The sequence below is a fragment of the Enterobacter sp. CRENT-193 genome (assembly GCF_002787395.1).
Taxonomy (GTDB): Bacteria; Pseudomonadota; Gammaproteobacteria; order Enterobacterales; family Enterobacteriaceae; genus Enterobacter; species Enterobacter hormaechei_C.
Genome location: NZ_CP024812.1, coordinates 4670953 through 4694800, shown reverse-complemented (window position 1 = coordinate 4694800; position 23848 = coordinate 4670953). Strand labels below are relative to the sequence as shown.

Below are 23848 nucleotides of genomic sequence, written 5' to 3'. Positions count from 1 at the left end.
CGGGCAGCCTGGCTGCCCGTTGGTTATCAGGATTCGCTCACCACGACGGTGCCGATTTCCGGATGGCTGAAACTGGCAATTTTGTCGAGGCGTAGCTCACGCGTTGCACCTGCATCTTCCACAACCAGGTATTCCACATTTTTACGGGAAACCAGATCGCTGGCCTTTGCCTTTAGCACTTCGCCATCTTTTAGCTCCAGCGTCAGTATTAAATGATGCTGGCAGGCGAGTTCGAGGTTGTCATAGTCATCACAATTGATGGGTTGATAAGTATCATTCATCGACATAATCGCTCACCAGTAAATTCGCCGCAGCATACGCTGCTTTTTCCCTGACCGATTCAGAAAGGCTCTCATCAGAGGCCACTTCATTTAGCACGTTCAATACACAGCCCAACGCATCCGGAATGTACCCCAGATCTCCGCTGGCGATCTCCGCATACCGTCTGCGAATCAACTCACAATAATTATTCACATCACCTCCTGCCAGCGTACTGACTTACTGTGAGATATCATTAAGCCTACGAAGTTAAACTCGGTTTAGCAAGGTGACTATACCATACTCATTTAAGCAATATCAGCGCCTTGATAAGAGTGAGCCACCACCTCGTAACAGCCTTTTGCCGCGGTTTTCGCTACAATGTACGCCTGATTCGAAAGGAGTTCTCTCATGGCGCTGAAAGCGACTATTTATAAAGCTGTGGTCAATGTGGCGGATCTTGACCGTAACCAGTTTCTGGATGCGTCATTGACGCTGGCGCGTCACCCTTCTGAAACCCAGGAGCGCATGATGCTGCGCCTGCTGGCGTGGATTAAGTATGCCGACGAGCGTCTGCAATTTACCCGTGGTTTAAGCGCGGAAGATGAACCGGAAGCCTGGCTGCGCAACGATCATCTGGGTATCGATTTATGGATTGAGCTTGGCCTGCCGGATGAACGCAGGATCAAAAAGGCCTGCACCCAGTCTGCTGAAGTGGCGTTGTTTGCCTACAACCAGCGCGCGGCGGAGATCTGGTGGCAACAAAATAAAAATAAATGTGCGCAGTTCAAAAATCTCACCGTCTGGTATCTGGATGATGAACAGCTGGCGCAGTTGAGTGCGTTCGCCAGCCGGACGATGGCGCTACAGGCAACAATTCAGGACGGTGCCATCTGGCTTTCCGATTCTCAGAATAATCTGGAAATTCATCTCACGGCCTGGCAGCCCGCATCATGATTGTATTGTCCCGAAATGTCAGCATCCCTGATAACGAGCTGGAGATCACCGCTATCCGGGCCCAGGGCGCAGGGGGGCAGCACGTTAACAAGGCCTCAACGGCTATCCATTTGCGCTTTGACATTCGGGCCTCCAGCCTGCCAGAGTATTATAAAGAAAGCCTGCTTGCCGCCAGCCATCACCTGATCACCAGCGAGGGTGTGATAGTGATTAAAGCGCAGGAGTATCGCAGCCAGGAGCTTAACCGGGAAGCGGCAATTGCCCGGCTGGTCGCGGTCATCAAAGAGCTGACGGCTGTACAAAAAAGTCGCCGGGCAACACGTCCAACGCGGGCATCGAAAGAACGTCGGTTGTCATTGAAGGCGCAGAAATCCACCGTAAAATCACTGCGTGGCAAAGTCCGTCACCCATAATGTGACGAAAGGGATACCCTTTTCATAAGGAAAGTATTGTGAAAAAAGCATTATTATCAGCGCTGGCCGTGACAAGCCTGTTTGCGCTTTTTGGCTGTAATAACCGTTCGGAAACGCAGGTACTACAGCCAACGCAAAATGAAGAATTAAAGCCGATGCAGCAAAGCTGGCGCGGCGTATTACCGTGTGCAGATTGCGAGGGCATCGAAACCTCTCTGTTCCTGCAAAAAGATGGCACCTGGGTCATGAACCAGCGTTACCAGGGGGCGAAAGAACCGTCTTCTTTTGCATCTTACGGAACATGGGCGCGTACGGCTGAGAAGCTGGTATTGACGGATACCACGGGCGATAAAACCTTCTTCCGCGCCAAAGGCGAGGGGATGGAGATGCTCGATCGCGAAGGCAATCCGATTGAATCCCAGTTCAACTACACGTTGGCCCCGGTGAAAGCGACCCTGCCAGCCACCCCAATGGCGATGCGAGGAATGTATTTCTACATGGCGGATGCGGCGATCTTCACTGACTGTGCAACCGGGAAGAAAGTCAGCGTGGCGAACAATGCCCAGCTGGAGCGAGACTATGCCGTTGCGCGCGGCAACGACAGTAAGCCAGTGTTGCTGACGGTTGAAGGGCATTTTACGCTGGAGCCAAACCCGGATAGCGGCGAGCTGGTGAAAACGCTAGTGGCAGATAAAGACGCGAAGTTTGCTGCGGGGAAAGACTGCGACAGTAAATAAGATATAGCCATTAAAAAACCCCGCACTGGCGGGGTTTTTTGTTTCTTAACCTTTGATGGCTTTCACCAGGTAATCAAGAATATCGCCCGTCTTGATCATCTGTTTTTCGCCGTTGCGACGGTACTTGTATTCAATCTCGTCGCTGTCGAGGTTACGGTCGCCAATGACGATGGTGTGTGGAATACCGATCAGTTCCATGTCAGCAAACATCACGCCAGGACGCTCTTTACGGTCATCCATTAGCACGTCGATACCTTTCGCGCTCAGCTCAGCGTAGAGTTTCTCAGCCAGCTCCTGCACACGGTAAGACTTGTGCATGTTCATTGGCAGGATCGCTACCTGGAAAGGCGCGATGTTATCCGGCCAGACGATTCCGCGTTCGTCATAGTTCTGCTCGATAGCGGCAGCAACAACGCGCGTTACGCCAATGCCGTAGCAGCCCATGGTCAGAACCTGGTTACGACCATCTTCGCCCTGAACGGCAGCGTTCATTGCGCGTGAGTACTTATCGCCCAGCTGGAAGATGTGGCCTACTTCGATACCGCGTTTGATCATCAGGGTACCCTTGCCGTCCGGGCTTGGATCGCCTGCGACCACGTTACGGATGTCAGCCACTTCCGGCGTCGCCACGTCCCGATCCCAGTTGATGCCGAAGTAGTGTTTACCGTCGATGTTTGCGCCCGCAGCGAAGTCGCTCATCGCCGCAACGGTGCGGTCAATGACCACCGGAACAGGCATGTTCACCGGGCCCAGAGAACCAGGACCTGCATTCACCACGGCGCGGATCTCCGCTTCCGTTGCGAAGGTCAGCGGGCTGGCAACCTGCGGCAGCTTCTCGGCTTTCACTTCGTTCAGCTCGTGATCGCCTCGTACCAGCAGGGCAACCAGTGGATAAGCGCTACCTTCAGCCGATTTCACCAGCAGGGTTTTCACGGTTTTTTCGATCGGCAGAGTAAACTGCTCAACCAGCTCGGCGATGGTTTTCGCGTTTGGCGTATCAACCAGCGTCATCTCTTGCGTTGCCGCGCCGCGTGGTTCTTTTGGTGCCAGCGCTTCTGCAAATTCGATGTTCGCGGCGTAATCAGAGGAGTCAGAGAAGATCACATCGTCTTCGCCGCTCTGCGCCAGAACCTGGAATTCATGGGAGGCGCTACCGCCGATTGAACCGGTATCAGCCTGTACAGCACGGAAATCCAGCCCCATGCGGGAGAAGATTTTACTGTAGGCCGCGTACATTTTGTCGTAGGTCTCTTGCAGCGATTCCTGAGAAGTATGGAAAGAGTAAGCATCTTTCATCAGGAACTCGCGAGAACGCATGACGCCAAAGCGTGGACGCACTTCGTCACGGAACTTGGTCTGGATCTGGAAGAAGTTCAGCGGCAGCTGTTTGTAAGAGCTCAGCTCGTTACGGATCAGATCGGTGATCACTTCTTCATGCGTTGGGCCGAGGACGAATGGACGATCGCCACGATCGGCAATACGCAGCAGTTCAGGACCGTACTGCTCCCAGCGACCGCTCTCCTGCCACAGTTCAGAGGGCTGAACGACCGGCATTAACACCTCGATAGCACCGGCGTTGTTCATCTCTTCACGCACGATGTTTTCGACTTTTTTCAGGACGCGCACGCCGGTCGGCAGCCAGGTGTATAACCCGGAGGCCAGCTTGCGGATCATCCCGGCGCGCAGCATCAGCTGGTGGCTGATCACCTCGGCGTCGGCAGGTGTCTCCTTCAGAGTGGAGAGCAGATATTGGCTAGTACGCATGTTGTTACGGTTCCATTTCGACGATTGGAACAGGCTGAAACACCAGCCTGACACAAAAAAAGTGGTTTAGTTTACCAGTGTGGCAAAGATGCCAAAAGAGAGGAGAACAAAATTACCTGGGTTCCAGGGCAAACACTTCAAAACCCGCCGCAGTCACGCGCCAGCGCACGTTAAAGTCCAGCAGCCAGACGGCGTACGTTTTCCCGGCTTCCTCTTCTTTGCGGTAGGCGGGACGGGGGTCCTGCGCCAGCACTTCAACGATAAAGTCACGCAGACGTGGATAACGCTTTTCCAGCTCGCTGATTTGCGTCGTTATTTCAGACGTGAAGTGAACCGGCATATCTGCCTGCGGTGCGTCCTGAGCATAGCTTGCCCGGGCATCCGGCAGCGCTTCGGCGAAGGGCAGGTAAGGCTTAATATCTATGACCGGTGTGCCATCAACCAGGTCAAGGCTACCTAACTCCAGGATCACCTGATCTCTCTGACAACGTATGCCTTTCAGCTCGACCAGCGACATTCCGATGGGGTTGGGACGAAAGGTTGAGCGGGTGGCAAAGACCCCCATTCTGGCATTTCCGCCCAGACGAGGAGGACGCACAGTGGGACGCCAGCCGCCTTCCATGGTCTGGTGAAACACAAAGACCACCCATAAATGGCTGAACGCCTCAAGCCCGCGCACTGCATCGGCCTGGTTATACGGCGCGACAAGATGAAGCTCGCCGCCGCCGTGAATGACCAGACCCGGCTGACGCGGCACGGCGAACTTTTCTTTATAAGGGGAGCGGATAACGCCTATCTGCTCGAACTGAAATGAACTCATTTCGCCGTAATGTTAAGCGCAGAACCGATACATACCGCCTGACGATAGCAACCTGGTGTGCCGCTGGTGACTTCACAGCTGTGCAGCAACACCGCGTTGGCTTTCATTTTCGACGCGTTGATTTGCATACGCTTGCGGGCTGTCGGAATATTGGGTGGAGAGTCCTGATTCGTTGCCTGGCAGGATTCGCCGCTCACTTCGCCCAGTTCACGGAATGGCTTACCGACCAGCTCGTCGGCTTTGGTAATAATACGTACCGGCGCAGCGCGAGGCGCTTTCGGTTTTGCTGGCTCCGCTTTTGGCGGGGTTGCAGTGCTTTGAACAGGTTCAACAGGAGATCTGCTTAGCATAGAACAGCCGCTCAGCATCAGTGCTAAAAGACAGATCGGTAAAGCACGCATAATAATTCCTCAGTGGATAATCAAAACGTCAGATATTGAAGCAGTTGACCGCACAAATGACAAGACGGGCAAATGCCCGTCTTGATGATATTACACTGCCGGGAGATTACCAGCCTTTAACCGCGCCGCCGTTAAACACCTTATTGGCTTCCTGGTACACTTCTTCAGACTGATATGCCTGTATGAATTTCTTCACATTCTCCGCGTCTTTGTTGTCTTCGCGAGTCACGATCAGGTTGACGTACGGGGAATCTTTATCTTCAACGAAGATGCCATCTTTCGCTGGGGTCAGGCCGATCTGGCTGGCGTAAGTGGTGTTGATCACGGCCAGGGCGATCTGCGCATCGTCCAGAGAACGTGGCAGCTGTGGTGCTTCCAGCTCAACAATTTTCAGATTTTTCGGGTTTTCGGTTACGTCCAGAACGGTCGGTAACAGGCCAACGCCTTCTTTCAGTTTAATCAGGCCCACTTTCTGTAGCAGAAGCAGGGAACGGCCAAGGTTGGTTGGGTCGTTAGGGACGGCAACCTGTGAACCCGGCTGGAGTTCATCCAGAGATTTAATTTTCTTGGAGTAGCCGGCAATCGGGTAAACGAAGGTGTTACCGACAGCAACCAGTTTGTAGCCGCGATCTTTGATCTGCTGATCCAGGTACGGTTTATGCTGGAAGGCGTTAGCGTCAATGTCGCCTTTGCTCAGCGCTTCGTTCGGCAGAACGTAATCGTTGAAGGTCACCAGTTCAACGTCCAGGCCATATTTCTCTTTAGCGATTTTCTGCGCGGCCTCAGCAACCTGCTGTTCTGCACCGACGATAACGCCTACTTTGATGTGGTTTGGATCTTTTTCGTCCTGACCGCAACCCACCAGTGCCAGCGAGCCAATCAGTGCGCCTACTGCTGCGAAGGTCTTAAATTTAAACGCCATGTTATATCCTTAACTCGTCGAGTTTGTGTTGTTTGTAACGTTATTTATGCGTAACAGCCCGGACGATACGATCGCCAGAGAATTGAATTAAGTAAACCAGCACAACCAGCAATACCAGAACGGTATTCATTACGGTAGCGTTATAGCCAATATAGCCGTACTGATATCCAATCTGGCCTAAACCGCCAGCACCTACGGCGCCGCCCATTGCGGAATAACCGACCAGCGTGATAAGCGTGATGGTTGCTGCGTTCACCAGCCCAGGCAGCGCCTCTGGCAGCAGAACTTTGCGAACGATCTGCATTGGTGTTGCACCCATCGCGCGGGAAGCTTCAATCAGGCCTGTTGGGATTTCCAGCAGGGCGTTTTCCACCATACGGGCGATAAACGGTGCCGCGCCTACTGTCAGCGGGACAATTGCCGCCTGCAAACCAATCGACGTCCCGACGATCACGCGAGTAAACGGAATCATCCACACCAGCAGAATAATGAACGGAATAGACCGGAAAATGTTCACCAGCGCAGAGAGCGTGCGATACAGCTTCGCGTTTTCAATAATTTGACCCGGGCGCGTGACGTACAGCAACACGCCGACCGGCAGCCCAATCACAAAACCAAAGAAGCCCGATACGAAGGTCATTGCCAGCGTTTCCCAAACGCCGCGAACCAGTAGCCACATCATCGGCTCAGACATAACCCAGTACCTCTACTTTTACGTGATGTTCTTGCAGCCAGGCAATTGCCGCCTGGGTTTCTTCCTGTGTGCCGTGCATTTCCGTCAGCATAATGCCGAACTTCACGCCACCGGCGTAATCCATCTGCGCGCTAATAATGTTGTTATTAACGTTAAAGCGACGCGCGGTTTCGGAAAGCAGCGGTGCGTCAACGGACTGACCCGTAAACTCCATGCGCAGCATTGGAACGCTGTCTGCAACGGCTTCTGTTTTCAGTCGTTCCAGATAATCTTCCGGAATATCAAGATGCAGTGTGGACTGAATGAACTGCTGAGCCAGCGGCGTTTTCGGGTGCGAGAAGACTTCGCTCACCGTGTCCTGCTCAATCAGCTCACCGTTGCTGATGACTGCTACACAGTCGCAGATACGTTTCACTACATCCATTTCATGCGTAATAAGGAGGATAGTCAGGCCCAGACGACGGTTAATGTCTTTTAACAGTTCCAGAATAGAGCGCGTGGTAGCCGGATCTAATGCGCTGGTGGCTTCATCGCACAGCAGCACTTTTGGGTTGCTTGCCAGCGCGCGAGCGATTGCTACTCGCTGTTTTTGCCCGCCGGACAGATTTGCCGGGTAGCTGTCATGTTTATCACCCAGACCAACCAGATCGAGCAGTTCGGTGACGCGACGCGTAATTTCTTCTTTTGGTGTGTTATCAAGCTCCAGGGGTAACGCAACGTTACCGAAAACGGTGCGTGAGGCCAGCAGGTTAAAGTGCTGGAAAATCATGCCAATCTGGCGACGCGCTTTGGTGAGTTCTTTTTCTGAGAGAGCGGTAAGCTCCTGGCCGCCAACTTCTACGCTGCCCTGGGTTGGGCGCTCAAGCAGGTTAACACAACGGATCAGCGTACTTTTACCTGCACCCGATGCGCCAATGACGCCATAAATCTGACCAGCAGGCACATGCAGGCTGACGTTGTTCAGCGCCTGAATGGTTCGGTTCCCCTGCTGGAACACTTTAGTGATATTGGAAAGTTTAATCATTAGATTATTTTTATCGTAAGTAAGTTAGCCGTGGCATTTTCTTCTGCCAGATACGGGGAATGACCGTAAACAAAATGGATGTTAAGGCATCCAGACGTCTAAATCAATCCACCTCTTTGCGATGAGCACTTTATTGCGCTGCGATTCATGAGATACTAGCCGAACAAGCCTTTTTCAGGAGCAAACCGGTGGCAAAATCTGTACCCGCAATTTTTCTCGATCGTGACGGCACTATTAATGTGGATCACGGTTACGTCCATGAGATTGATGAGTTCGAATTTATCGAGGGCGTAATAGATGCCATGCGCCAGTTGAAAGAGATGGGCTATGCGCTGGTGGTGGTAACTAACCAGTCCGGTATCGCCCGGGGTAAATTTACCGAAGCGCAGTTCGAGACGCTGACGGAATGGATGGACTGGTCTCTGGCCGATCGCGGCGTCGATCTTGATGGCATCTATTATTGTCCGCATCACCCGCAGGGAAGTGTAGAGGCGTATCGTCAGACCTGCGATTGCCGTAAGCCACACCCGGGCATGTTTATCTCTGCACAGGAATTCCTGCACATTGATATGGCCGCATCTTATATGGTGGGCGATAAACTGGAAGATATGCAGGCAGCAACGGCGGCAGGTGTAGGTACCAAAGTATTAGTGCGTACCGGTAAACCGGTCACCCCAGAAGCAGAAAATGCAGCCGACTGGGTGATAACTAGTCTGGCAGAACTGCCAAAAGAGATTAAAAAGCACCAAAAATAGGCGTTTTGGCGAAAAGGTGAGCGGTTGAAATAAAAATGCATTTTTCCGCTTGTCATTCCTCGGCGGCTCCCTATAATGCGCCTCCATCGACACGGCGGATGTGAATCACTTCACAAACAACCCGGTCGGCTGAAGAGAAAAAATCCTGAAAATCAGGGTTGACTCTGAAAGAGGAAAGCGTAATATACGCCACCTCGCGACAGAGCGCTGAAGCGCGTCGCAACTGCTCTTTAACAATTTATCAGACAATCTGTGTGGGCACTCAAAGTGACATGGATTCTTAACGTCCTCGGACGAAAAATGAATACCAAGTCTCAACGAGTGAACACGTAATTCATTACGAAGTTTAATTCATTGAGCATCAAACTTTTAAATTGAAGAGTTTGATCATGGCTCAGATTGAACGCTGGCGGCAGGCCTAACACATGCAAGTCGAACGGTAACAGGAAGCAGCTTGCTGCTTCGCTGACGAGTGGCGGACGGGTGAGTAATGTCTGGGAAACTGCCTGATGGAGGGGGATAACTACTGGAAACGGTAGCTAATACCGCATAACGTCGCAAGACCAAAGAGGGGGACCTTCGGGCCTCTTGCCATCGGATGTGCCCAGATGGGATTAGCTAGTAGGTGGGGTAACGGCTCACCTAGGCGACGATCCCTAGCTGGTCTGAGAGGATGACCAGCCACACTGGAACTGAGACACGGTCCAGACTCCTACGGGAGGCAGCAGTGGGGAATATTGCACAATGGGCGCAAGCCTGATGCAGCCATGCCGCGTGTATGAAGAAGGCCTTCGGGTTGTAAAGTACTTTCAGCGGGGAGGAAGGCGATAAGGTTAATAACCTTGTCGATTGACGTTACCCGCAGAAGAAGCACCGGCTAACTCCGTGCCAGCAGCCGCGGTAATACGGAGGGTGCAAGCGTTAATCGGAATTACTGGGCGTAAAGCGCACGCAGGCGGTCTGTCAAGTCGGATGTGAAATCCCCGGGCTCAACCTGGGAACTGCATTCGAAACTGGCAGGCTAGAGTCTTGTAGAGGGGGGTAGAATTCCAGGTGTAGCGGTGAAATGCGTAGAGATCTGGAGGAATACCGGTGGCGAAGGCGGCCCCCTGGACAAAGACTGACGCTCAGGTGCGAAAGCGTGGGGAGCAAACAGGATTAGATACCCTGGTAGTCCACGCCGTAAACGATGTCGACTTGGAGGTTGTGCCCTTGAGGCGTGGCTTCCGGAGCTAACGCGTTAAGTCGACCGCCTGGGGAGTACGGCCGCAAGGTTAAAACTCAAATGAATTGACGGGGGCCCGCACAAGCGGTGGAGCATGTGGTTTAATTCGATGCAACGCGAAGAACCTTACCTACTCTTGACATCCAGAGAACTTTCCAGAGATGGATTGGTGCCTTCGGGAACTCTGAGACAGGTGCTGCATGGCTGTCGTCAGCTCGTGTTGTGAAATGTTGGGTTAAGTCCCGCAACGAGCGCAACCCTTATCCTTTGTTGCCAGCGGTTAGGCCGGGAACTCAAAGGAGACTGCCAGTGATAAACTGGAGGAAGGTGGGGATGACGTCAAGTCATCATGGCCCTTACGAGTAGGGCTACACACGTGCTACAATGGCGCATACAAAGAGAAGCGACCTCGCGAGAGCAAGCGGACCTCATAAAGTGCGTCGTAGTCCGGATTGGAGTCTGCAACTCGACTCCATGAAGTCGGAATCGCTAGTAATCGTGGATCAGAATGCCACGGTGAATACGTTCCCGGGCCTTGTACACACCGCCCGTCACACCATGGGAGTGGGTTGCAAAAGAAGTAGGTAGCTTAACCTTCGGGAGGGCGCTTACCACTTTGTGATTCATGACTGGGGTGAAGTCGTAACAAGGTAACCGTAGGGGAACCTGCGGTTGGATCACCTCCTTACCTTAAAGAACCTGCCTTTGCAGTGCTCACACAGATTGTCTGATGAAAAACAGCAGTAAAAAACCTCTACAGGCTTGTAGCTCAGGTGGTTAGAGCGCACCCCTGATAAGGGTGAGGTCGGTGGTTCAAGTCCACTCAGGCCTACCAAATTTTTGCTGATGCTGCGTTGCGGCGACACTCACATACCTGAGTATGCTTCGTGTCACCACGCCTTGCTTCAACAAAAATTACCGGTACAGAGGTGACTACGATGGGGCTATAGCTCAGCTGGGAGAGCGCCTGCCTTGCACGCAGGAGGTCTGCGGTTCGATCCCGCATAGCTCCACCATCTTTTACTGCGAACACAAGAAAACTTCAGAGTGAACCTGAAAAGGTGCACTGCGAAGTTTTGCTCTTTAAAAATCTGGATCAAGCTGAAAATTGAAACGACACACAGCTCATGTGTGTTCGAGTCTCTCAAATTTTCGCAATCAGAAGTGAAACATCTTCGGGTTGTGAGGTTAAGCGACTAAGCGTACACGGTGGATGCCCTGGCAGTCAGAGGCGATGAAGGACGTGCTAATCTGCGAAAAGCGACGGCGAGGTGATATGAACCTTTGACCCGTCGATGTCCGAATGGGGAAACCCAGTGTGTTCCGACACACTATCGTTAACTGAATACATAGGTTAACGAGGCGAACCGGGGGAACTGAAACATCTAAGTACCCCGAGGAAAAGAAATCAACCGAGATTCCCCCAGTAGCGGCGAGCGAACGGGGAGCAGCCCGGAGTCTGAATCAGCTTGTGTGTTAGTGGAACGGTCTGGAAAGTCCGACGGTACAGGGTGATAGTCCCGTACACGAAAACACACTTGCTGTGAACTCGAAGAGTAGGGCGGGACACGTGGTATCCTGTCTGAATATGGGGGGACCATCCTCCAAGGCTAAATACTCCTGACTGACCGATAGTGAACCAGTACCGTGAGGGAAAGGCGAAAAGAACCCCGGCGAGGGGAGTGAAAAAGAACCTGAAACCGTGTACGTACAAGCAGTGGGAGCCTCTTTATGGGGTGACTGCGTACCTTTTGTATAATGGGTCAGCGACTTATATTCTGTAGCAAGGTTAACCGTATAGGGGAGCCGAAGGGAAACCGAGTCTTAACTGGGCGTTAAGTTGCAGGGTATAGACCCGAAACCCGGTGATCTAGCCATGGGCAGGTTGAAGGTTGGGTAACACTAACTGGAGGACCGAACCGACTAATGTTGAAAAATTAGCGGATGACCTGTGGCTGGGGGTGAAAGGCCAATCAAACCGGGAGATAGCTGGTTCTCCCCGAAAGCTATTTAGGTAGCGCCTCGTGAACTCATCTTCGGGGGTAGAGCACTGTTTCGGCTAGGGGGCCATCCCGGCTTACCAACCCGATGCAAACTACGAATACCGAAGAATGTTATCACGGGAGACACACGGCGGGTGCTAACGTCCGTCGTGAAGAGGGAAACAACCCAGACCGCCAGCTAAGGTCCCAAAGTCATGGTTAAGTGGGAAACGATGTGGGAAGGCACAGACAGCCAGGATGTTGGCTTAGAAGCAGCCATCATTTAAAGAAAGCGTAATAGCTCACTGGTCGAGTCGGCCTGCGCGGAAGATGTAACGGGGCTAAACCATGCACCGAAGCTGCGGCAGCGACACTATGTGTTGTTGGGTAGGGGAGCGTTCTGTAAGCCGTTGAAGGTGTGCTGTGAGGCATGCTGGAGGTATCAGAAGTGCGAATGCTGACATAAGTAACGATAAAGCGGGTGAAAAGCCCGCTCGCCGGAAGACCAAGGGTTCCTGTCCAACGTTAATCGGGGCAGGGTGAGTCGACCCCTAAGGCGAGGCCGAAAGGCGTAGTCGATGGGAAACAGGTTAATATTCCTGTACTTGGTGTTACTGCGAAGGGGGGACGGAGAAGGCTATGTCAGCCGGGCGACGGTTGTCCCGGTTTAAGCATGTAGGCGGAGGTTCCAGGTAAATCCGGTACCTTTTAACGCTGAGGTGTGATGACGAGGCACTACGGTGCTGAAGTGATAAATGCCCTGCTTCCAGGAAAAGCCTCTAAGCATCAGGTAACACGAAATCGTACCCCAAACCGACACAGGTGGTCAGGTAGAGAATACCAAGGCGCTTGAGAGAACTCGGGTGAAGGAACTAGGCAAAATGGTGCCGTAACTTCGGGAGAAGGCACGCTGATATGTAGGTGAAGCCCCTGCGGGCGGAGCTGAAATCAGTCGAAGATACCAGCTGGCTGCAACTGTTTATTAAAAACACAGCACTGTGCAAACACGAAAGTGGACGTATACGGTGTGACGCCTGCCCGGTGCCGGAAGGTTAATTGATGGGGTTAGCGGCAACGCGAAGCTCTTGATCGAAGCCCCGGTAAACGGCGGCCGTAACTATAACGGTCCTAAGGTAGCGAAATTCCTTGTCGGGTAAGTTCCGACCTGCACGAATGGCGTAATGATGGCCAGGCTGTCTCCACCCGAGACTCAGTGAAATTGAACTCGCTGTGAAGATGCAGTGTACCCGCGGCAAGACGGAAAGACCCCGTGAACCTTTACTATAGCTTGACACTGAACACTGGTCCTTGATGTGTAGGATAGGTGGGAGGCTTTGAAGCGTGGACGCCAGTCTGCGTGGAGCCGCCCTTGAAATACCACCCTTTAATGGCTGGTGTTCTAACGTAGACCCGTGATCCGGGTTGCGGACAGTGTCTGGTGGGTAGTTTGACTGGGGCGGTCTCCTCCCAAAGAGTAACGGAGGAGCACGAAGGTTGGCTAATCCTGGTCGGACATCAGGAGGTTAGTGCAATGGCATAAGCCAGCTTGACTGCGAGCGTGACGGCGCGAGCAGGTGCGAAAGCAGGTCATAGTGATCCGGTGGTTCTGAATGGAAGGGCCATCGCTCAACGGATAAAAGGTACTCCGGGGATAACAGGCTGATACCGCCCAAGAGTTCATATCGACGGCGGTGTTTGGCACCTCGATGTCGGCTCATCACATCCTGGGGCTGAAGTAGGTCCCAAGGGTATGGCTGTTCGCCATTTAAAGTGGTACGCGAGCTGGGTTTAGAACGTCGTGAGACAGTTCGGTCCCTATCTGCCGTGGGCGCTGGAGAATTGAGGGGGGCTGCTCCTAGTACGAGAGGACCGGAGTGGACGCATCACTGGTGTTCGGGTTGTCATGCCAATGGCACTGCCCGGTAGCTAAATGCGGAAGAGATAAGTGCTGAAAGCATCTAAGCACGAAACTTGCCCCGAGATGAGTTCTCCCTGAGACTTTAAGTCTCCTGAAGGAACGTTGAAGACGACGACGTTGATAGGTCGGGTGTGTAAGCGCAGCGATGCGTTGAGCTAACCGATACTAATGAACCGTGAGGCTTAACCTTACAACGCCGAAGGTGTTTTGGCGAAGAGACAGACACGATTTTCAGCTTAGATTCAGAGTCCGAAGGATTTTGCGCTGAGACAAGGCGGCAAACGAAGGAAAGGAAGGAGCATACTGAGGTATGTGACTGACTTTACGAGAGCAGCCAACGCAGTATCAGTGCGAAAGACACAGGACAGAGCACAAGAATTTGCCTGGCGGCTTTAGCGCGGTGGTCCCACCTGACCCCATGCCGAACTCAGAAGTGAAACGCCGTAGCGCCGATGGTAGTGTGGGGTCTCCCCATGTGAGAGTAGGGAACTGCCAGGCATCAAATTAAGTAGTAAGCCGGTGCATTAATCCGGTGGTTACAGAAGTATTCGGTGGAGCGGTAGTTCAGTCGGTTAGAATACCTGCCTGTCACGCAGGGGGTCGCGGGTTCGAGTCCCGTCCGTTCCGCCACTTATTAAAAGCCCTGAGCGTTAGCTCAGGGCTTTTTTCTTATCTGTCATTTGATTGTTGCGAAATTAGCAAAAATCCTCTGCGTTTTACGATCTTTTTCGTCATAACAACTACAGCGATAATCTTCCTCAGTTTACGAACATAACGATTGAGGAATCATATGACTATCCCTGCACTGGGTCTGGGCACTTTTCGCCTGAAAGACGATGTTGTTATTGCATCTGTTAAAACCGCACTCGAGTTGGGCTATCGTGCTATTGATACGGCGCAGATTTATGATAACGAAGCTGCCGTAGGCCAGGCCATCGAAGAGAGCGGCGTACCGCGCGACGAACTTTTCGTCACCACTAAAATCTGGATTGAGAATCTCAGCAAAGACAAGCTGATCCCAAGCCTGAAGGAAAGTCTGAAAAAGCTGCGTACTGACTATGTTGATCTGACGCTGATCCACTGGCCATCTCCTGATGATGCCGTCTCTGTGGAAGAGTTTATGCAGGCGCTGCTGGAAGCAAAAGAGCAAGGCTTAACGCGTGAAATTGGCATCTCTAACTTCACCATCCCGTTGATTGAAAGGGCCATCGCCGCAGTGGGTAAAGAGAATATTGCCACCAACCAAATTGAACTCTCTCCTTACCTGCAAAACCGCAAAGTCGTGGACTGGGCGAAACAGCATAGTATTCACATCACCTCGTACATGACGCTGGCATATGGTAAGGCGCTGAAAGATGAAGTGATTGCGCGCATCGCTAAGAAACACAATGCGACAGCCGCACAGGTGATCCTGGCATGGGCGATGGGTGAGGGCTATGCCGTGATCCCGTCTTCAACCAAACGTGAAAACCTGGCAAGTAACCTGTTAGCGCGGGATCTCCAGCTTGATGATGAAGATAAAAACGCGATCGCTGCACTGGAATGCAACGATCGTCTTGTCAGCCCGGAAGGGTTAGCACCAGACTGGGATTAATAAAAACCCTCCCTCTGTACCTTTAAACCCTCACACAGCTCCTCCGGGAGCTGTTTTTATATGTTCGCTAAGGAAGTCGATAAAAGCGCGTATGCGCGTACTTACCGCTCTGTCACTGTAATACACTGCGCTAAAAGGCATCTCTACAGGTAAGCGTTTGTCAGCCATCAGTTCTACAAGCTGACCCGCAGCTATTTCCTTATCAATCATATAGTCTGATAAACAGGCGATCCCATTTCCTTCAAGACAAAGCTGTTTCAGCGTTTCTCCGCTATTAGACGAAAGTCCGCAGGTGATCTCATGAAGTTGTCCGTCATGACAGGCCACGGGCCAGGTGTTCAGCGAGACAGGCTCCGTAAAGCCCAGGCACAGATGCTGCCTTAACTCCTCAACCGTCTCCGGTTTACCATGCTCTGCAATATATTGCGGTGACGCGATAATTTTGCGGTAGCTGGTGAACAGAGGGCGAGCGCGTAAGCTTGAATCCGTCAGGGTTCCGGCGCGGATCGCCACATCCACTTTACGCTCAATAAGATTGATAAACGTTTCCGAGGAGACCAGAGACAGGGTCATCTCCGGGTAGCGCTCACGAAAGGGCTTAATCAGCGGCATCAAAAAATGAAGCACGACCGGCGTAGCCGCATCGATGCGCAGCAATCCGCGCGGGGTGCTGCGCGATTCCATTATTTCCGTTTCTGCCGCCGCCATCTCCTGCAAAACGGACTGCACGCGTCGAAAATAACGTTCACCTTCTTCCGTCAGGCTGAGCTGCCGCGTTGTCCTATTAAGCAGACTCACTCCGAGCTTCATCTCCAGCTTTTTCACCGAGCGGCTGATGGCGGAGTTCGCCTGCCCGAGCTGTTCGGCCGCACGGCTGAAGCTGCCGCTTTCAACAACGGCAACAAAGATAGTCAGTTCTTCCGATGTGGCTTTCATTATTGCATCATCCGCAAAATTCTATTGAGATTCTAACCATTTTTGTTATTTAAACACTGGCGCATACTGCCTGTCATCTTAATCCTGAAGAGACGGAGTATTTATGCCACTGGCGCTTCTTGCCCTGACGATCAGTGCCTTCGCAATTGGCACGACCGAATTTGTTATTGTAGGACTTGTTCCCACCATTGCTGAACAACTCGCCATTTCGCTGCCTTCTGCCGGGCTGCTGGTATCTATTTACGCTTTAGGCGTCGCTGTTGGGGCGCCTGTGCTGACCGCATTGACTGGGCGCTTTGCGCGTAAAAAACTGTTAGTTGCCCTGATGGTGCTCTTCACCGCCGGCAATATTCTGGCGTGGCAGGCTCCGGACTACACCACTCTGGTCATCGCCCGTTTGCTGACTGGCCTCGCGCACGGTGTCTTCTTCTCCATCGGTTCCACGATTGCAACCAGCCTGGTGCCAAAAGAGAAAGCGGCGTCAGCCATTGCGATTATGTTTGGCGGCTTAACCGTTGCGCTGGTGACCGGCGTGCCGTTAGGAACGTTTATTGGGCAACATTTTGGCTGGCGAGAAACCTTCCTCGCGGTATCGCTGTTGGGCGTGATTGCTCTGGTAGCCAGCCTGCTGCTGGTACCCTCCAGTATTCCGGGGCGCGCGAGCGCCAGCCTGAGCGATCAGGTTAAGGTTCTCACACACCCGCGCCTGCTGCTGATCTATGCCGTTACGGCTCTGGGTTATGGAGGTGTGTTCACTGCGTTCACTTTCCTTGCACCGATGATGCAGGAACTGGCTGGTTTTTCTCCGGGCGCAGTGAGCTGGATTTTACTGGGCTACGGTATCTCCGTCGCAATCGGCAATATCTGGGGCGGCAAACTTGCGGATAAGCATGGTGCGGTACCGGCGCTGAAATTCATTTTCGCCGCGCTGGTTGTCCTGCTGATGATTTTCCAGTTCACCGCGTCGATACAATACGCCGCGCTGGTAACCGTGTTGGTTATGGGAATATTCGCGTTTGGTAACGTACCGGGATTGCAGGTCTATGTTGTACAGAAAGCCGAACGCTATACGCCCAATGCGGTGGATGTCGCATCCGGCCTGAATATCGCCGCATTCAATATCGGCATCGCACTCGGATCGGTTATCGGCGGGCAGACGGTTGAACACGTTGGATTAACCCAAACGCCATGGATTGGTGCGGTAATTGTGCTTGTCGCTTTCCTCCTTATTGGTCTGAGTGGACGGCTTGATAAACCCGCTCGCGTAGCGCTTGGATAGGTATCAGTAAGTGCTTGCTTACAAAACTGGAAAGCGGTTTCTCAGTAATTGCGTTGAAAGTGTGACCTAAAATCCCTATAACATTAGAACCAGTCCGTTTTCCGGGCTGGTTCATGTTACAGAGGTCGTTTCCAAAAGTGCGAAAAAATACCTATGCCATGCGTTATGTTGCCGGAATGCCCGCGGAGAGGATCTTGCCTCCGGGGTCGTTTGCGAGCCTGGGTCAGGCATTACCAGCGGGCACGCCATTAAGCAGTGACGAAAAAATTCGCGTACTGGTGTGGAACATCTTTAAACAACAGCGTGCGGAGTGGTTATCCGTACTTCAAAATTTTGGTAAAGATGCGCATCTGGTTCTGTTACAGGAGGCGCAAACCACGCCTGAGCTGGTCAGGTTTGCAACGACAAACTATCTTGCAGCCGATCAGGTGCCTGCCTTTGTTCTGCCACAGCATCCTTCTGGGGTGATGACCCTTTCAGCCGCACATCCGGTCTATTGCTGCCCGCTGCGTGAACGTGAGCCTATCCTGCGTCTGGCAAAATCGGCGCTGGTCACAGTCTATCCGTTGCCCGACACCCGTCTGCTGATGGTGGTAAACATTCATGCGGTGAACTTCAGCCTCGGTGTTGATGTGTACAGTAAGCAGTTACTTCCCATTGGCGATCAGATTGCTCATCACAGTGGGCCGATCATTATGGCAGGGGACTTCAATGCCTGGAGCCGTCCGCGTATGAACGCGTTGTACCGCTTCGCGCGTGAAATGTCGCTGCGTGAAGTTCGTTTTAACGATGACCAGCGCAAGAAAGCGTTTGGTCGTCCTCTCGATTTTGTCTTCTATCGGGGTTTAAGCGTGCACGACGCCTCCGTTCTGGTGACGCGCGCCTCCGATCATAATCCTCTACTAGTTGAATTCAGTCCCGGCAAACCTGATAAATAATGGTGCGTCAGGTCTGCCGTGGGGCAGGCCTGTGCGGGTGCTGCCCTTTATTTTTTAACCCATAAAAGGACAGCAACATGACAACAACACACTCCCATCATGACAACGTCGAAAAACAGTTTGGTTCGCAGGCAAGTGCCTACCTGAGCAGCGCCGTGCACGCCTCTGGCCGCGACCTGGTGCGTCTCGGCGAGCGGCTCGCCGCGTTTCCTGACGCGCACGTGCTGGACTTAGGCTGCGGGGCAGGGCATGCCAGTTTTACCGCCGCAGAGCAGGTTGCTCAGGTGACGGCGTATGACTTATCGAGCCAGATGCTCGATGTGGTCGCTGAAGCGGCGAAAGCGAAAGGACTGAATAACGTCACGACGCGCCAGGGCTACGCTGAATCATTACCCTTTGAGGATGCATCGTTTGAGGTTGTGATTAGCCGTTACTCTGCACACCACTGGCATGATGTGGGGCAGGCATTACGGGAAGTGAAACGCGTACTCAAACCGGGCGGAATCTTCATCATCATGGACGTGATGTCTCCCGGACATCCGGTACGAAATATCTGGCTCCAGACGGTTGAAGCGCTGCGTGATACCTCGCACGTGCAAAACTACTCCAGTGGAGAGTGGCTTACGTTTATCACCGAAGCCGGCTTGATTTCACGCTCATTGATAACCGACCGTTTGCCGCTGGAGTTTGCGTCATGGATTGCGCGGATGCGCACCCCCGAGGCATTAACTCAGGCGATCCGATTGTACCAGGAGAGCGCCTCTGCTGATGTGAAGGCGTACTTTGAGCTGCATGACGATGGTTCGTTTACTAGCGACACCATTATGGCTGAAGCGCAAAAAGCAGGATAAACAAAAAAGGCACCGAGGGGAATCGGTGCCTTTTTAACAAGCGAACGTACTATCAGGAATCTGGCGTAGCGCTGTTTTTCACAAACAACGTCAGCTGGTCGCCAGGTTGCAGGTTGTCAGTATCGTTGTTCCAGCGCATCACATCTTTGATGTTTACGCCGTGACGCTTAGCAATACTGGACAGCGAGTCGCCTTTACGTACGCGATAGGTAATGCTATCGCTGTTTTTAGCGAGACGCTGTGCGCTGCTACCTGCACCTACGTTCAGCGTTTGACCCACTTTCAGACCAGATCCGCGCAGATTATTCCACTGCTGGAGATCCTTCGCATTCACGCCAAGACGTGATGCAATACCTGAAAGCGTATCACCTGAACGCACCTTATAGCTGCGGCTGCTTACAGGCGACGTATCAGCGATCAGCGTGGACTGAACGGCTGCGATTTCACCTGAAGCTAAAGACTCTCGTAACTGTTCCGCATGTTTCTGCGGAACCATCACATAGCGTGGGCCGCTAGCACCCAGCGTGGAGCCTTTAACACCTGCATTAAAGGTTTTAAGCTTACTTACCGACATACCCGTCATATCGGCAACCTGTTGAATATCAACCGGGCTGCTGAGGCGGACACGCGCCAGTGCACGACTTTCGTCTGGTGTTGGCAGTTGTACACCGTAACGTTTGCTGTTCTTGAGAATGTCACTCAGTGCCAGCATTTTCGGTACGTAAATCTTTGTTTCCTGTGGCAGTGAGAGCGACCAGAAGTCTGTGGATTTTCCACGCGCTTTATTCGCTTTCATTGCCTTCAGTACACGACCTTCACCACTGTTATACGCCGCGACAGTCAATAACCAGTCGCCGTCAAACATCTTGTTCAGACGTTGCATCATGTCGAGAGCGGCTGTCGTTGAAGCGACAACATCACGACGCGCATCGTAGTTGCGGGTCTGCTTTAAACCATAATTTCGCCCTGTGCTCGGAATGATCTGCCAGATGCCTGCTGCATTGGCGCCAGACGTCGCGTGCGGGTCAAAAGCGCTCTCCACTATGGGTAGTAGTACCAGTTCCATAGGCATGTTACGTTTCTTAACTTGCCCGGCTATCCAGTACATATACGGCTCTGCCCGTAATGTTACATCGTGGAGATAGCTCTTATTTCTCAAATACTTCTGTTTCTGTTCGCGAATCCGGCTGTTTTCCGGAATTCCCATCTTTAGCTCGTCGCCAATAGAGGCCCACAAGTCTTGTTCCTGCGCGAAGGAGGTCCCATCGTCCAACCATCGCGCCTGACTCGTAAACTTCCCTGCTTCCCCTTGACCAGCCGCAGAAAGGCTCTGTGCGTGCTGTTGTACGTTGCTGCCGTTTTGTGACTGGCAACCTACAAGCAGGACAGAGGCGAGTAATATCGCTTTTGCCTTCATGTGTGTGTCAATAGTTGCTTAAAAGACGAGCGATGATAACGGCGAAATTTTGAAAAGGCAACCCGCAATTATCTGAAGTTATCTTTCTTTGACCTTAACCATGCAAATCGCGCTTCAGGTTGTAACAAATTTGTTTCTTGATTAATTTTATTAATTAAATCAACATCATCAGTTCTTAAAAATAAATTAATTTGTCGTTCATTTTTCAGAATTACGGGGAGTGTTTTTTGGTTTTTTGCACGTAACTCCTTCACTTTCAGGTAATAATCCTGAATCGCCCGATCCTCAGGCAGCACGCTTGCAGCAAACTTCATATTCCCTAATGTATACTCATGTGCGCAACAAATTACGGTGTCGGCTGGAAGCGCATTAATTTTTTGTAAAGATTGATACATCTGTTCTGGCGTGCCTTCAAACAGCCTTCCACAGCCGCCAGAAAACAGCGTGTCGCCACAAAACAGATAAGGTTTGCTGTAGAAACAGAGATGACCGGAAGTGTGACCTGGCGTAGCAAATACGGAAAACTCCCACCCGAGGATGAGGATACTTTCGCCTTCTTCGACAACTTGCGTCGTACCCTTATCCTGTGTCTCTGCCGGTCCGTAGACGGGAAGATGAGGATAGCGCGCAAGGAGATCGGGAACACCGCCGACATGATCGTGATGGTGATGGGTAAGTAGGATCGCTTCAGGCTGCCAGCCGTTTTCTTTTATCGCGTGCAGGATCGGTGCGGATTCGCCTGGATCAACAATGATGCATCTGCGATCGTCGTCGACTAAAACCCAGATGTAATTGTCCTGAAAGGCGGAAATACTGATAAGATTCATGCATTACCTCTTATAGCGTGGCGGGTGTTTTGATGAAACCGGCAAGGATACCTCATACTGTCGCACCACCGGAACGTTGGGCAGAGTTGCCCTGGGGTGAATATTATCGCGAGGCCTTAGAACTTCAGCTTAAACCCTGGCTCGCGAAAATGTATGGTTTTCACCTGCTTAAGATTGGAAATCTGAGCGCAGAAATCAATACCGAAAGCTGCGCTATCTCGCATCAGGTTAGCGTATCGCTTAATGGCTCCCCGGTTCAGGTGAAAGCGGATCCGCTGCATTTGCCGTTTGCGGAAAAATCCATTGATGCCTGTCTGCTCGCCCATACGCTGCCCTGGTGCAGCGATCCCCATCGTCTGCTGCGGGAAGCCGACCGCGTTTTGATTGATGACGGCTGGCTGATCCTGAGCGGTTTTAATCCGCTGAGTCTGATGGGGCTACGTAAACTGACGCCCGTTCTGCGCCGCACGCCGCCCTATAACAGCAGGATGTTTACCATGATGCGCCAGCTGGACTGGCTTTCACTGTTAAATTTCGAAGTGCTGAGCTATGGGGGTTTGCAGGTCATCCCCTGGACGCGTAAAGGCGGGGTCTTATTAAGCACCCATTTACCCGCGCTGGGCTGCATGCAATTTATTGTCGCGCGTAAGAGGACGATCCCCCTTACGCTCAACCCAATGAAGCAAAGCAAATCAAAAACGCGGATCCGCCAGACCGTGGGGGCCACGCGGCAGTACAAAAAACCGTGATCAGGATTCAGGTTGATAACCTGCATCCTCATGGGTTGGGTTGGATGCCGCCGCGCGAGCCAGCTCGTCACAGCGTTCGTTTTCAGGATGACCGGCGTGCCCCTTTACCCACTCCCATTTGATTTCGTGCTGACCGAGGGCGGCATCAAGACGCTTCCAGAGATCGACATTCTTGACCGGTTTTTTCTCTGCCGTTTTCCAGCCGCGTTTTTTCCAGTTGTGGATCCATTGGGTAATGCCCTGGCGGACATACTGGCTGTCGGTACTCAGCACCACGTCGCAATGTTCTTTTAACGCTTCCAGCGCCACGATGGCCGCCATCAACTCCATGCGGTTGTTGGTGGTCAGGAAATAGCCTTCACTAAAGGTTTTTTCATGCTGGCGATAGCGCATAATGGCACCATAGCCGCCGGGCCCTGGGTTACCGAGACAAGATCCATCGGTGAAAATTTCTACCTGTTTACGCATCTCTGGTAGACTTCCTGTATTTGAAACGTTCAGTAAAACGATAAGTCTGACATAAATGACCGCTATGAGCACTGCAATTACTCGCCAGATTGTTCTCGATACCGAAACCACCGGTATGAACCAGATTGGCGCCCACTACGAAGGGCATAAAATCATTGAGATTGGTGCCGTTGAAGTGGTGAACCGTCGCCTTACGGGCAACAACTTCCACGTTTACCTCAAACCCGATCGGCTGGTGGACCCGGAAGCGTTCGGCGTTCACGGAATTGCCGACGAGTTTTTGCTGGATAAGCCCACCTTTGCCGACGTCGCAGATGAATTTCTCGACTACATCAGAGGTGCGGAACTTGTCATTCATAACGCGTCGTTCGATATCGGCTTTATGGACTATGAGTTCAGCAAGCTCAACCGTGATATTCCGAAGACGAATACGTTCTGTAAAGTCACGGATAGCCTGGCGCTGGCAAGGAAGATGTTCCCCGGCAAGCGTAACAGCCTTGATGCCCTGTGCTCTCGCTATGAGATAGACAACACCAAGCGAACGCTGCACGGCGCGTTGCTCGATGCCCAGATCCTGGCCGATGTCTACCTGACCATGACCGGCGGGCAAACGTCGATGAAATTCAGTATGGAAAATGAATCCCAGCAGACGCGGGATGAAGGGGGAATTCAGCGCATTGTGCGTCAGGCGAATCGCCTGCGGGTTGTTTTAGCCAGTGATGAAGAACTGATGAACCATGAATCTCGTCTCGATTTAGTGCAGAAGAAGGGCGGAAGCTGTTTGTGGCGCACGTGAAAATGTGCCGAAACGTTTGTTAAATCACCGTTTGGATGAATTTTGCAGCAAACGATTCAAAACCTGAGAAAAAGCGTTGACGAGTTCAGAGGCAAACCGTAATATTCGCCTCGTTCCCCAAAC

Annotated in this window: 22 protein-coding genes, 3 tRNA genes and 3 rRNA genes; 16 read left to right on the top strand and 12 right to left on the bottom strand. The window is 52.3% G+C overall.

The window, feature by feature from the left end; translation table 11 throughout:
- Positions 1-26: 26 nt before the first annotated feature.
- Together rof and CU081_RS23405 are read right to left on the bottom strand one after the other, a co-directional pair.
- Complete coding sequence (gene rof, locus CU081_RS23410; RefSeq protein WP_003856148.1) at positions 27-287, bottom strand: Rho-binding antiterminator; 261 nt, start codon at positions 285-287, stop codon at positions 27-29.
- A complete protein-coding gene (locus CU081_RS23405; RefSeq protein WP_003856146.1) occupies positions 274-474 on the bottom strand; it encodes a YaeP family protein in 201 nt (66 codons plus the stop codon). Before CU081_RS23405 ends, rof begins: the two co-directional genes overlap by 14 nt.
- A 195-nt stretch (positions 475-669) precedes the next feature.
- Here CU081_RS23405 and CU081_RS23400 point away from each other — a divergent pair, with 195 nt between their 5' ends.
- The 3 genes from CU081_RS23400 to nlpE are packed head-to-tail and all read left to right on the top strand — an operon-like array spanning position 670 to position 2365.
- The gene (locus tag CU081_RS23400; protein ID WP_003856144.1) at positions 670-1215 is read left to right on the top strand and encodes a YaeQ family protein; all 546 of its coding nucleotides are present in this window, start codon (positions 670-672) and stop codon (positions 1213-1215) included.
- Positions 1212-1628, top strand: a complete 417-nt coding sequence (gene arfB / locus CU081_RS23395) for an alternative ribosome rescue aminoacyl-tRNA hydrolase ArfB (protein ID WP_022650422.1) — start codon at positions 1212-1214, stop codon at positions 1626-1628. The genes CU081_RS23400 and arfB overlap by 4 nt, the downstream gene beginning before the upstream one ends.
- A 38-nt stretch (positions 1629-1666) precedes the next feature.
- On the top strand, positions 1667-2365 hold the full coding sequence (nlpE, locus tag CU081_RS23390; protein ID WP_003856140.1) for an envelope stress response activation lipoprotein NlpE: 699 nt from the start codon (positions 1667-1669) through the stop codon (positions 2363-2365).
- A 45-nt stretch (positions 2366-2410) separates the two neighbouring features.
- Here nlpE and proS read toward each other — a convergent pair whose 3' ends face one another.
- The 6 genes from proS to metN form a co-directional block, all read right to left on the bottom strand.
- The gene (proS, locus tag CU081_RS23385) at positions 2411-4129 is read right to left on the bottom strand and encodes a proline--tRNA ligase (protein ID WP_003856138.1); all 1719 of its coding nucleotides are present in this window, start codon (positions 4127-4129) and stop codon (positions 2411-2413) included.
- 112 nt (positions 4130-4241) lie between these two features.
- Positions 4242-4949, bottom strand: coding sequence for a tRNA (N6-threonylcarbamoyladenosine(37)-N6)-methyltransferase TrmO (tsaA, locus tag CU081_RS23380; RefSeq protein ID WP_003856135.1), 708 nt, complete (start codon positions 4947-4949; stop codon positions 4242-4244).
- Positions 4946-5350 (bottom strand): Rcs stress response system protein RcsF, encoded by a 405-nt coding sequence (gene rcsF, locus CU081_RS23375; RefSeq protein ID WP_003856133.1) that lies wholly within the window; start codon positions 5348-5350, stop codon positions 4946-4948. Before rcsF ends, tsaA begins: the two co-directional genes overlap by 4 nt.
- 106 nt (positions 5351-5456) lie before the next feature.
- The gene (metQ, locus tag CU081_RS23370; protein ID WP_003856132.1) at positions 5457-6272 is read right to left on the bottom strand and encodes a methionine ABC transporter substrate-binding lipoprotein MetQ; all 816 of its coding nucleotides are present in this window, start codon (positions 6270-6272) and stop codon (positions 5457-5459) included.
- A 40-nt stretch (positions 6273-6312) separates the two neighbouring features.
- On the bottom strand, positions 6313-6966 hold the full coding sequence (locus tag CU081_RS23365) for a methionine ABC transporter permease MetI (RefSeq protein WP_003856130.1): 654 nt from the start codon (positions 6964-6966) through the stop codon (positions 6313-6315).
- Positions 6959-7990 carry a methionine ABC transporter ATP-binding protein MetN gene (gene metN, locus CU081_RS23360; RefSeq protein WP_003856124.1) on the bottom strand — a complete coding sequence of 344 codons (1032 nt, stop codon included), beginning with the start codon at positions 7988-7990 and terminating at the stop codon, positions 6959-6961. The genes CU081_RS23365 and metN overlap by 8 nt, the downstream gene beginning before the upstream one ends.
- Positions 7991-8178: 188 nt before the next feature.
- Between metN and gmhB the strand changes: the two genes are divergently transcribed.
- The 8 genes from gmhB to dkgB all read left to right on the top strand — a co-directional run bounded on the left by gmhB (position 8179) and on the right by dkgB (position 15464).
- Positions 8179-8745: a D-glycero-beta-D-manno-heptose 1,7-bisphosphate 7-phosphatase gene (gene gmhB / locus CU081_RS23355; protein ID WP_003856122.1), complete on the top strand. Its 567-nt coding sequence runs from the start codon at positions 8179-8181 to the stop codon at positions 8743-8745.
- Between the two features lie 371 nt (positions 8746-9116).
- Positions 9117-10658, top strand: a 16S ribosomal RNA gene (locus tag CU081_RS23350).
- Between the two features lie 70 nt (positions 10659-10728).
- Positions 10729-10805 (top strand) — tRNA-Ile (locus CU081_RS23345).
- Between the two features lie 105 nt (positions 10806-10910).
- Positions 10911-10986, top strand: a tRNA-Ala gene (locus CU081_RS23340).
- 170 nt (positions 10987-11156) lie between these two features.
- A 23S ribosomal RNA gene (locus CU081_RS23335) occupies positions 11157-14060 on the top strand.
- A gap of 192 nt (positions 14061-14252) precedes the next feature.
- A 5S ribosomal RNA gene (gene rrf, locus CU081_RS23330) occupies positions 14253-14368 on the top strand.
- The 16S, 23S and 5S rRNA genes sit together here with 3 tRNA genes alongside, the layout of an rRNA operon.
- Positions 14369-14423: 55 nt before the next feature.
- Positions 14424-14500: transfer RNA gene (locus CU081_RS23325), tRNA-Asp, on the top strand.
- 160 nt (positions 14501-14660) lie between these two features.
- The gene (gene dkgB, locus CU081_RS23320) at positions 14661-15464 is read left to right on the top strand and encodes a 2,5-didehydrogluconate reductase DkgB (RefSeq protein ID WP_003863253.1); all 804 of its coding nucleotides are present in this window, start codon (positions 14661-14663) and stop codon (positions 15462-15464) included.
- A gap of 30 nt (positions 15465-15494) precedes the next feature.
- On the opposite strand, the gene yafC is transcribed toward dkgB, so the two are convergent.
- Positions 15495-16400, bottom strand: a complete 906-nt coding sequence (yafC, locus tag CU081_RS23315; RefSeq protein WP_003863251.1) for a DNA-binding transcriptional regulator YafC — start codon at positions 16398-16400, stop codon at positions 15495-15497.
- Between the two features lie 103 nt (positions 16401-16503).
- Between yafC and CU081_RS23310 the strand changes: the two genes are divergently transcribed.
- The 3 genes from CU081_RS23310 to CU081_RS23300 all read left to right on the top strand — a co-directional run bounded on the left by CU081_RS23310 (position 16504) and on the right by CU081_RS23300 (position 19468).
- Entirely contained in the window at positions 16504-17679 is a 1176-nt protein-coding gene (locus CU081_RS23310; RefSeq protein WP_003863248.1) for an MFS transporter, read from the top strand.
- A gap of 137 nt (positions 17680-17816) precedes the next feature.
- Positions 17817-18617 (top strand): endonuclease/exonuclease/phosphatase family protein, encoded by an 801-nt coding sequence (locus tag CU081_RS23305; RefSeq protein WP_003863247.1) that lies wholly within the window; start codon positions 17817-17819, stop codon positions 18615-18617.
- A 77-nt stretch (positions 18618-18694) separates the two neighbouring features.
- A complete protein-coding gene (locus CU081_RS23300) occupies positions 18695-19468 on the top strand; it encodes a class I SAM-dependent methyltransferase (protein ID WP_003863245.1) in 774 nt (257 codons plus the stop codon).
- A 52-nt stretch (positions 19469-19520) separates the two neighbouring features.
- Here CU081_RS23300 and mltD read toward each other — a convergent pair whose 3' ends face one another.
- Positions 19521-20885, bottom strand: a complete 1365-nt coding sequence (gene mltD / locus CU081_RS23295) for a murein transglycosylase D (RefSeq protein ID WP_022650424.1) — start codon at positions 20883-20885, stop codon at positions 19521-19523.
- A gap of 68 nt (positions 20886-20953) precedes the next feature.
- Positions 20954-21712, bottom strand: a complete 759-nt coding sequence (gene gloB / locus CU081_RS23290; RefSeq protein WP_022650425.1) for a hydroxyacylglutathione hydrolase — start codon at positions 21710-21712, stop codon at positions 20954-20956.
- 32 nt (positions 21713-21744) lie between these two features.
- Between gloB and CU081_RS23285 the strand changes: the two genes are divergently transcribed.
- Positions 21745-22461, top strand: a complete 717-nt coding sequence (locus CU081_RS23285) for a class I SAM-dependent methyltransferase (protein ID WP_003863240.1) — start codon at positions 21745-21747, stop codon at positions 22459-22461.
- Here CU081_RS23285 and rnhA read toward each other — a convergent pair whose 3' ends face one another.
- Entirely contained in the window at positions 22462-23040 is a 579-nt protein-coding gene (gene rnhA / locus CU081_RS23280) for a ribonuclease HI (RefSeq protein WP_160840538.1), read from the bottom strand. It lies immediately after the preceding gene.
- On the opposite strand from rnhA, the gene dnaQ reads away from it, so the two are divergent.
- Entirely contained in the window at positions 22994-23725 is a 732-nt protein-coding gene (dnaQ, locus tag CU081_RS23275; RefSeq protein ID WP_003863237.1) for a DNA polymerase III subunit epsilon, read from the top strand. The genes rnhA and dnaQ overlap by 47 nt on opposite strands.
- Positions 23726-23848 lie beyond the last annotated feature (123 nt).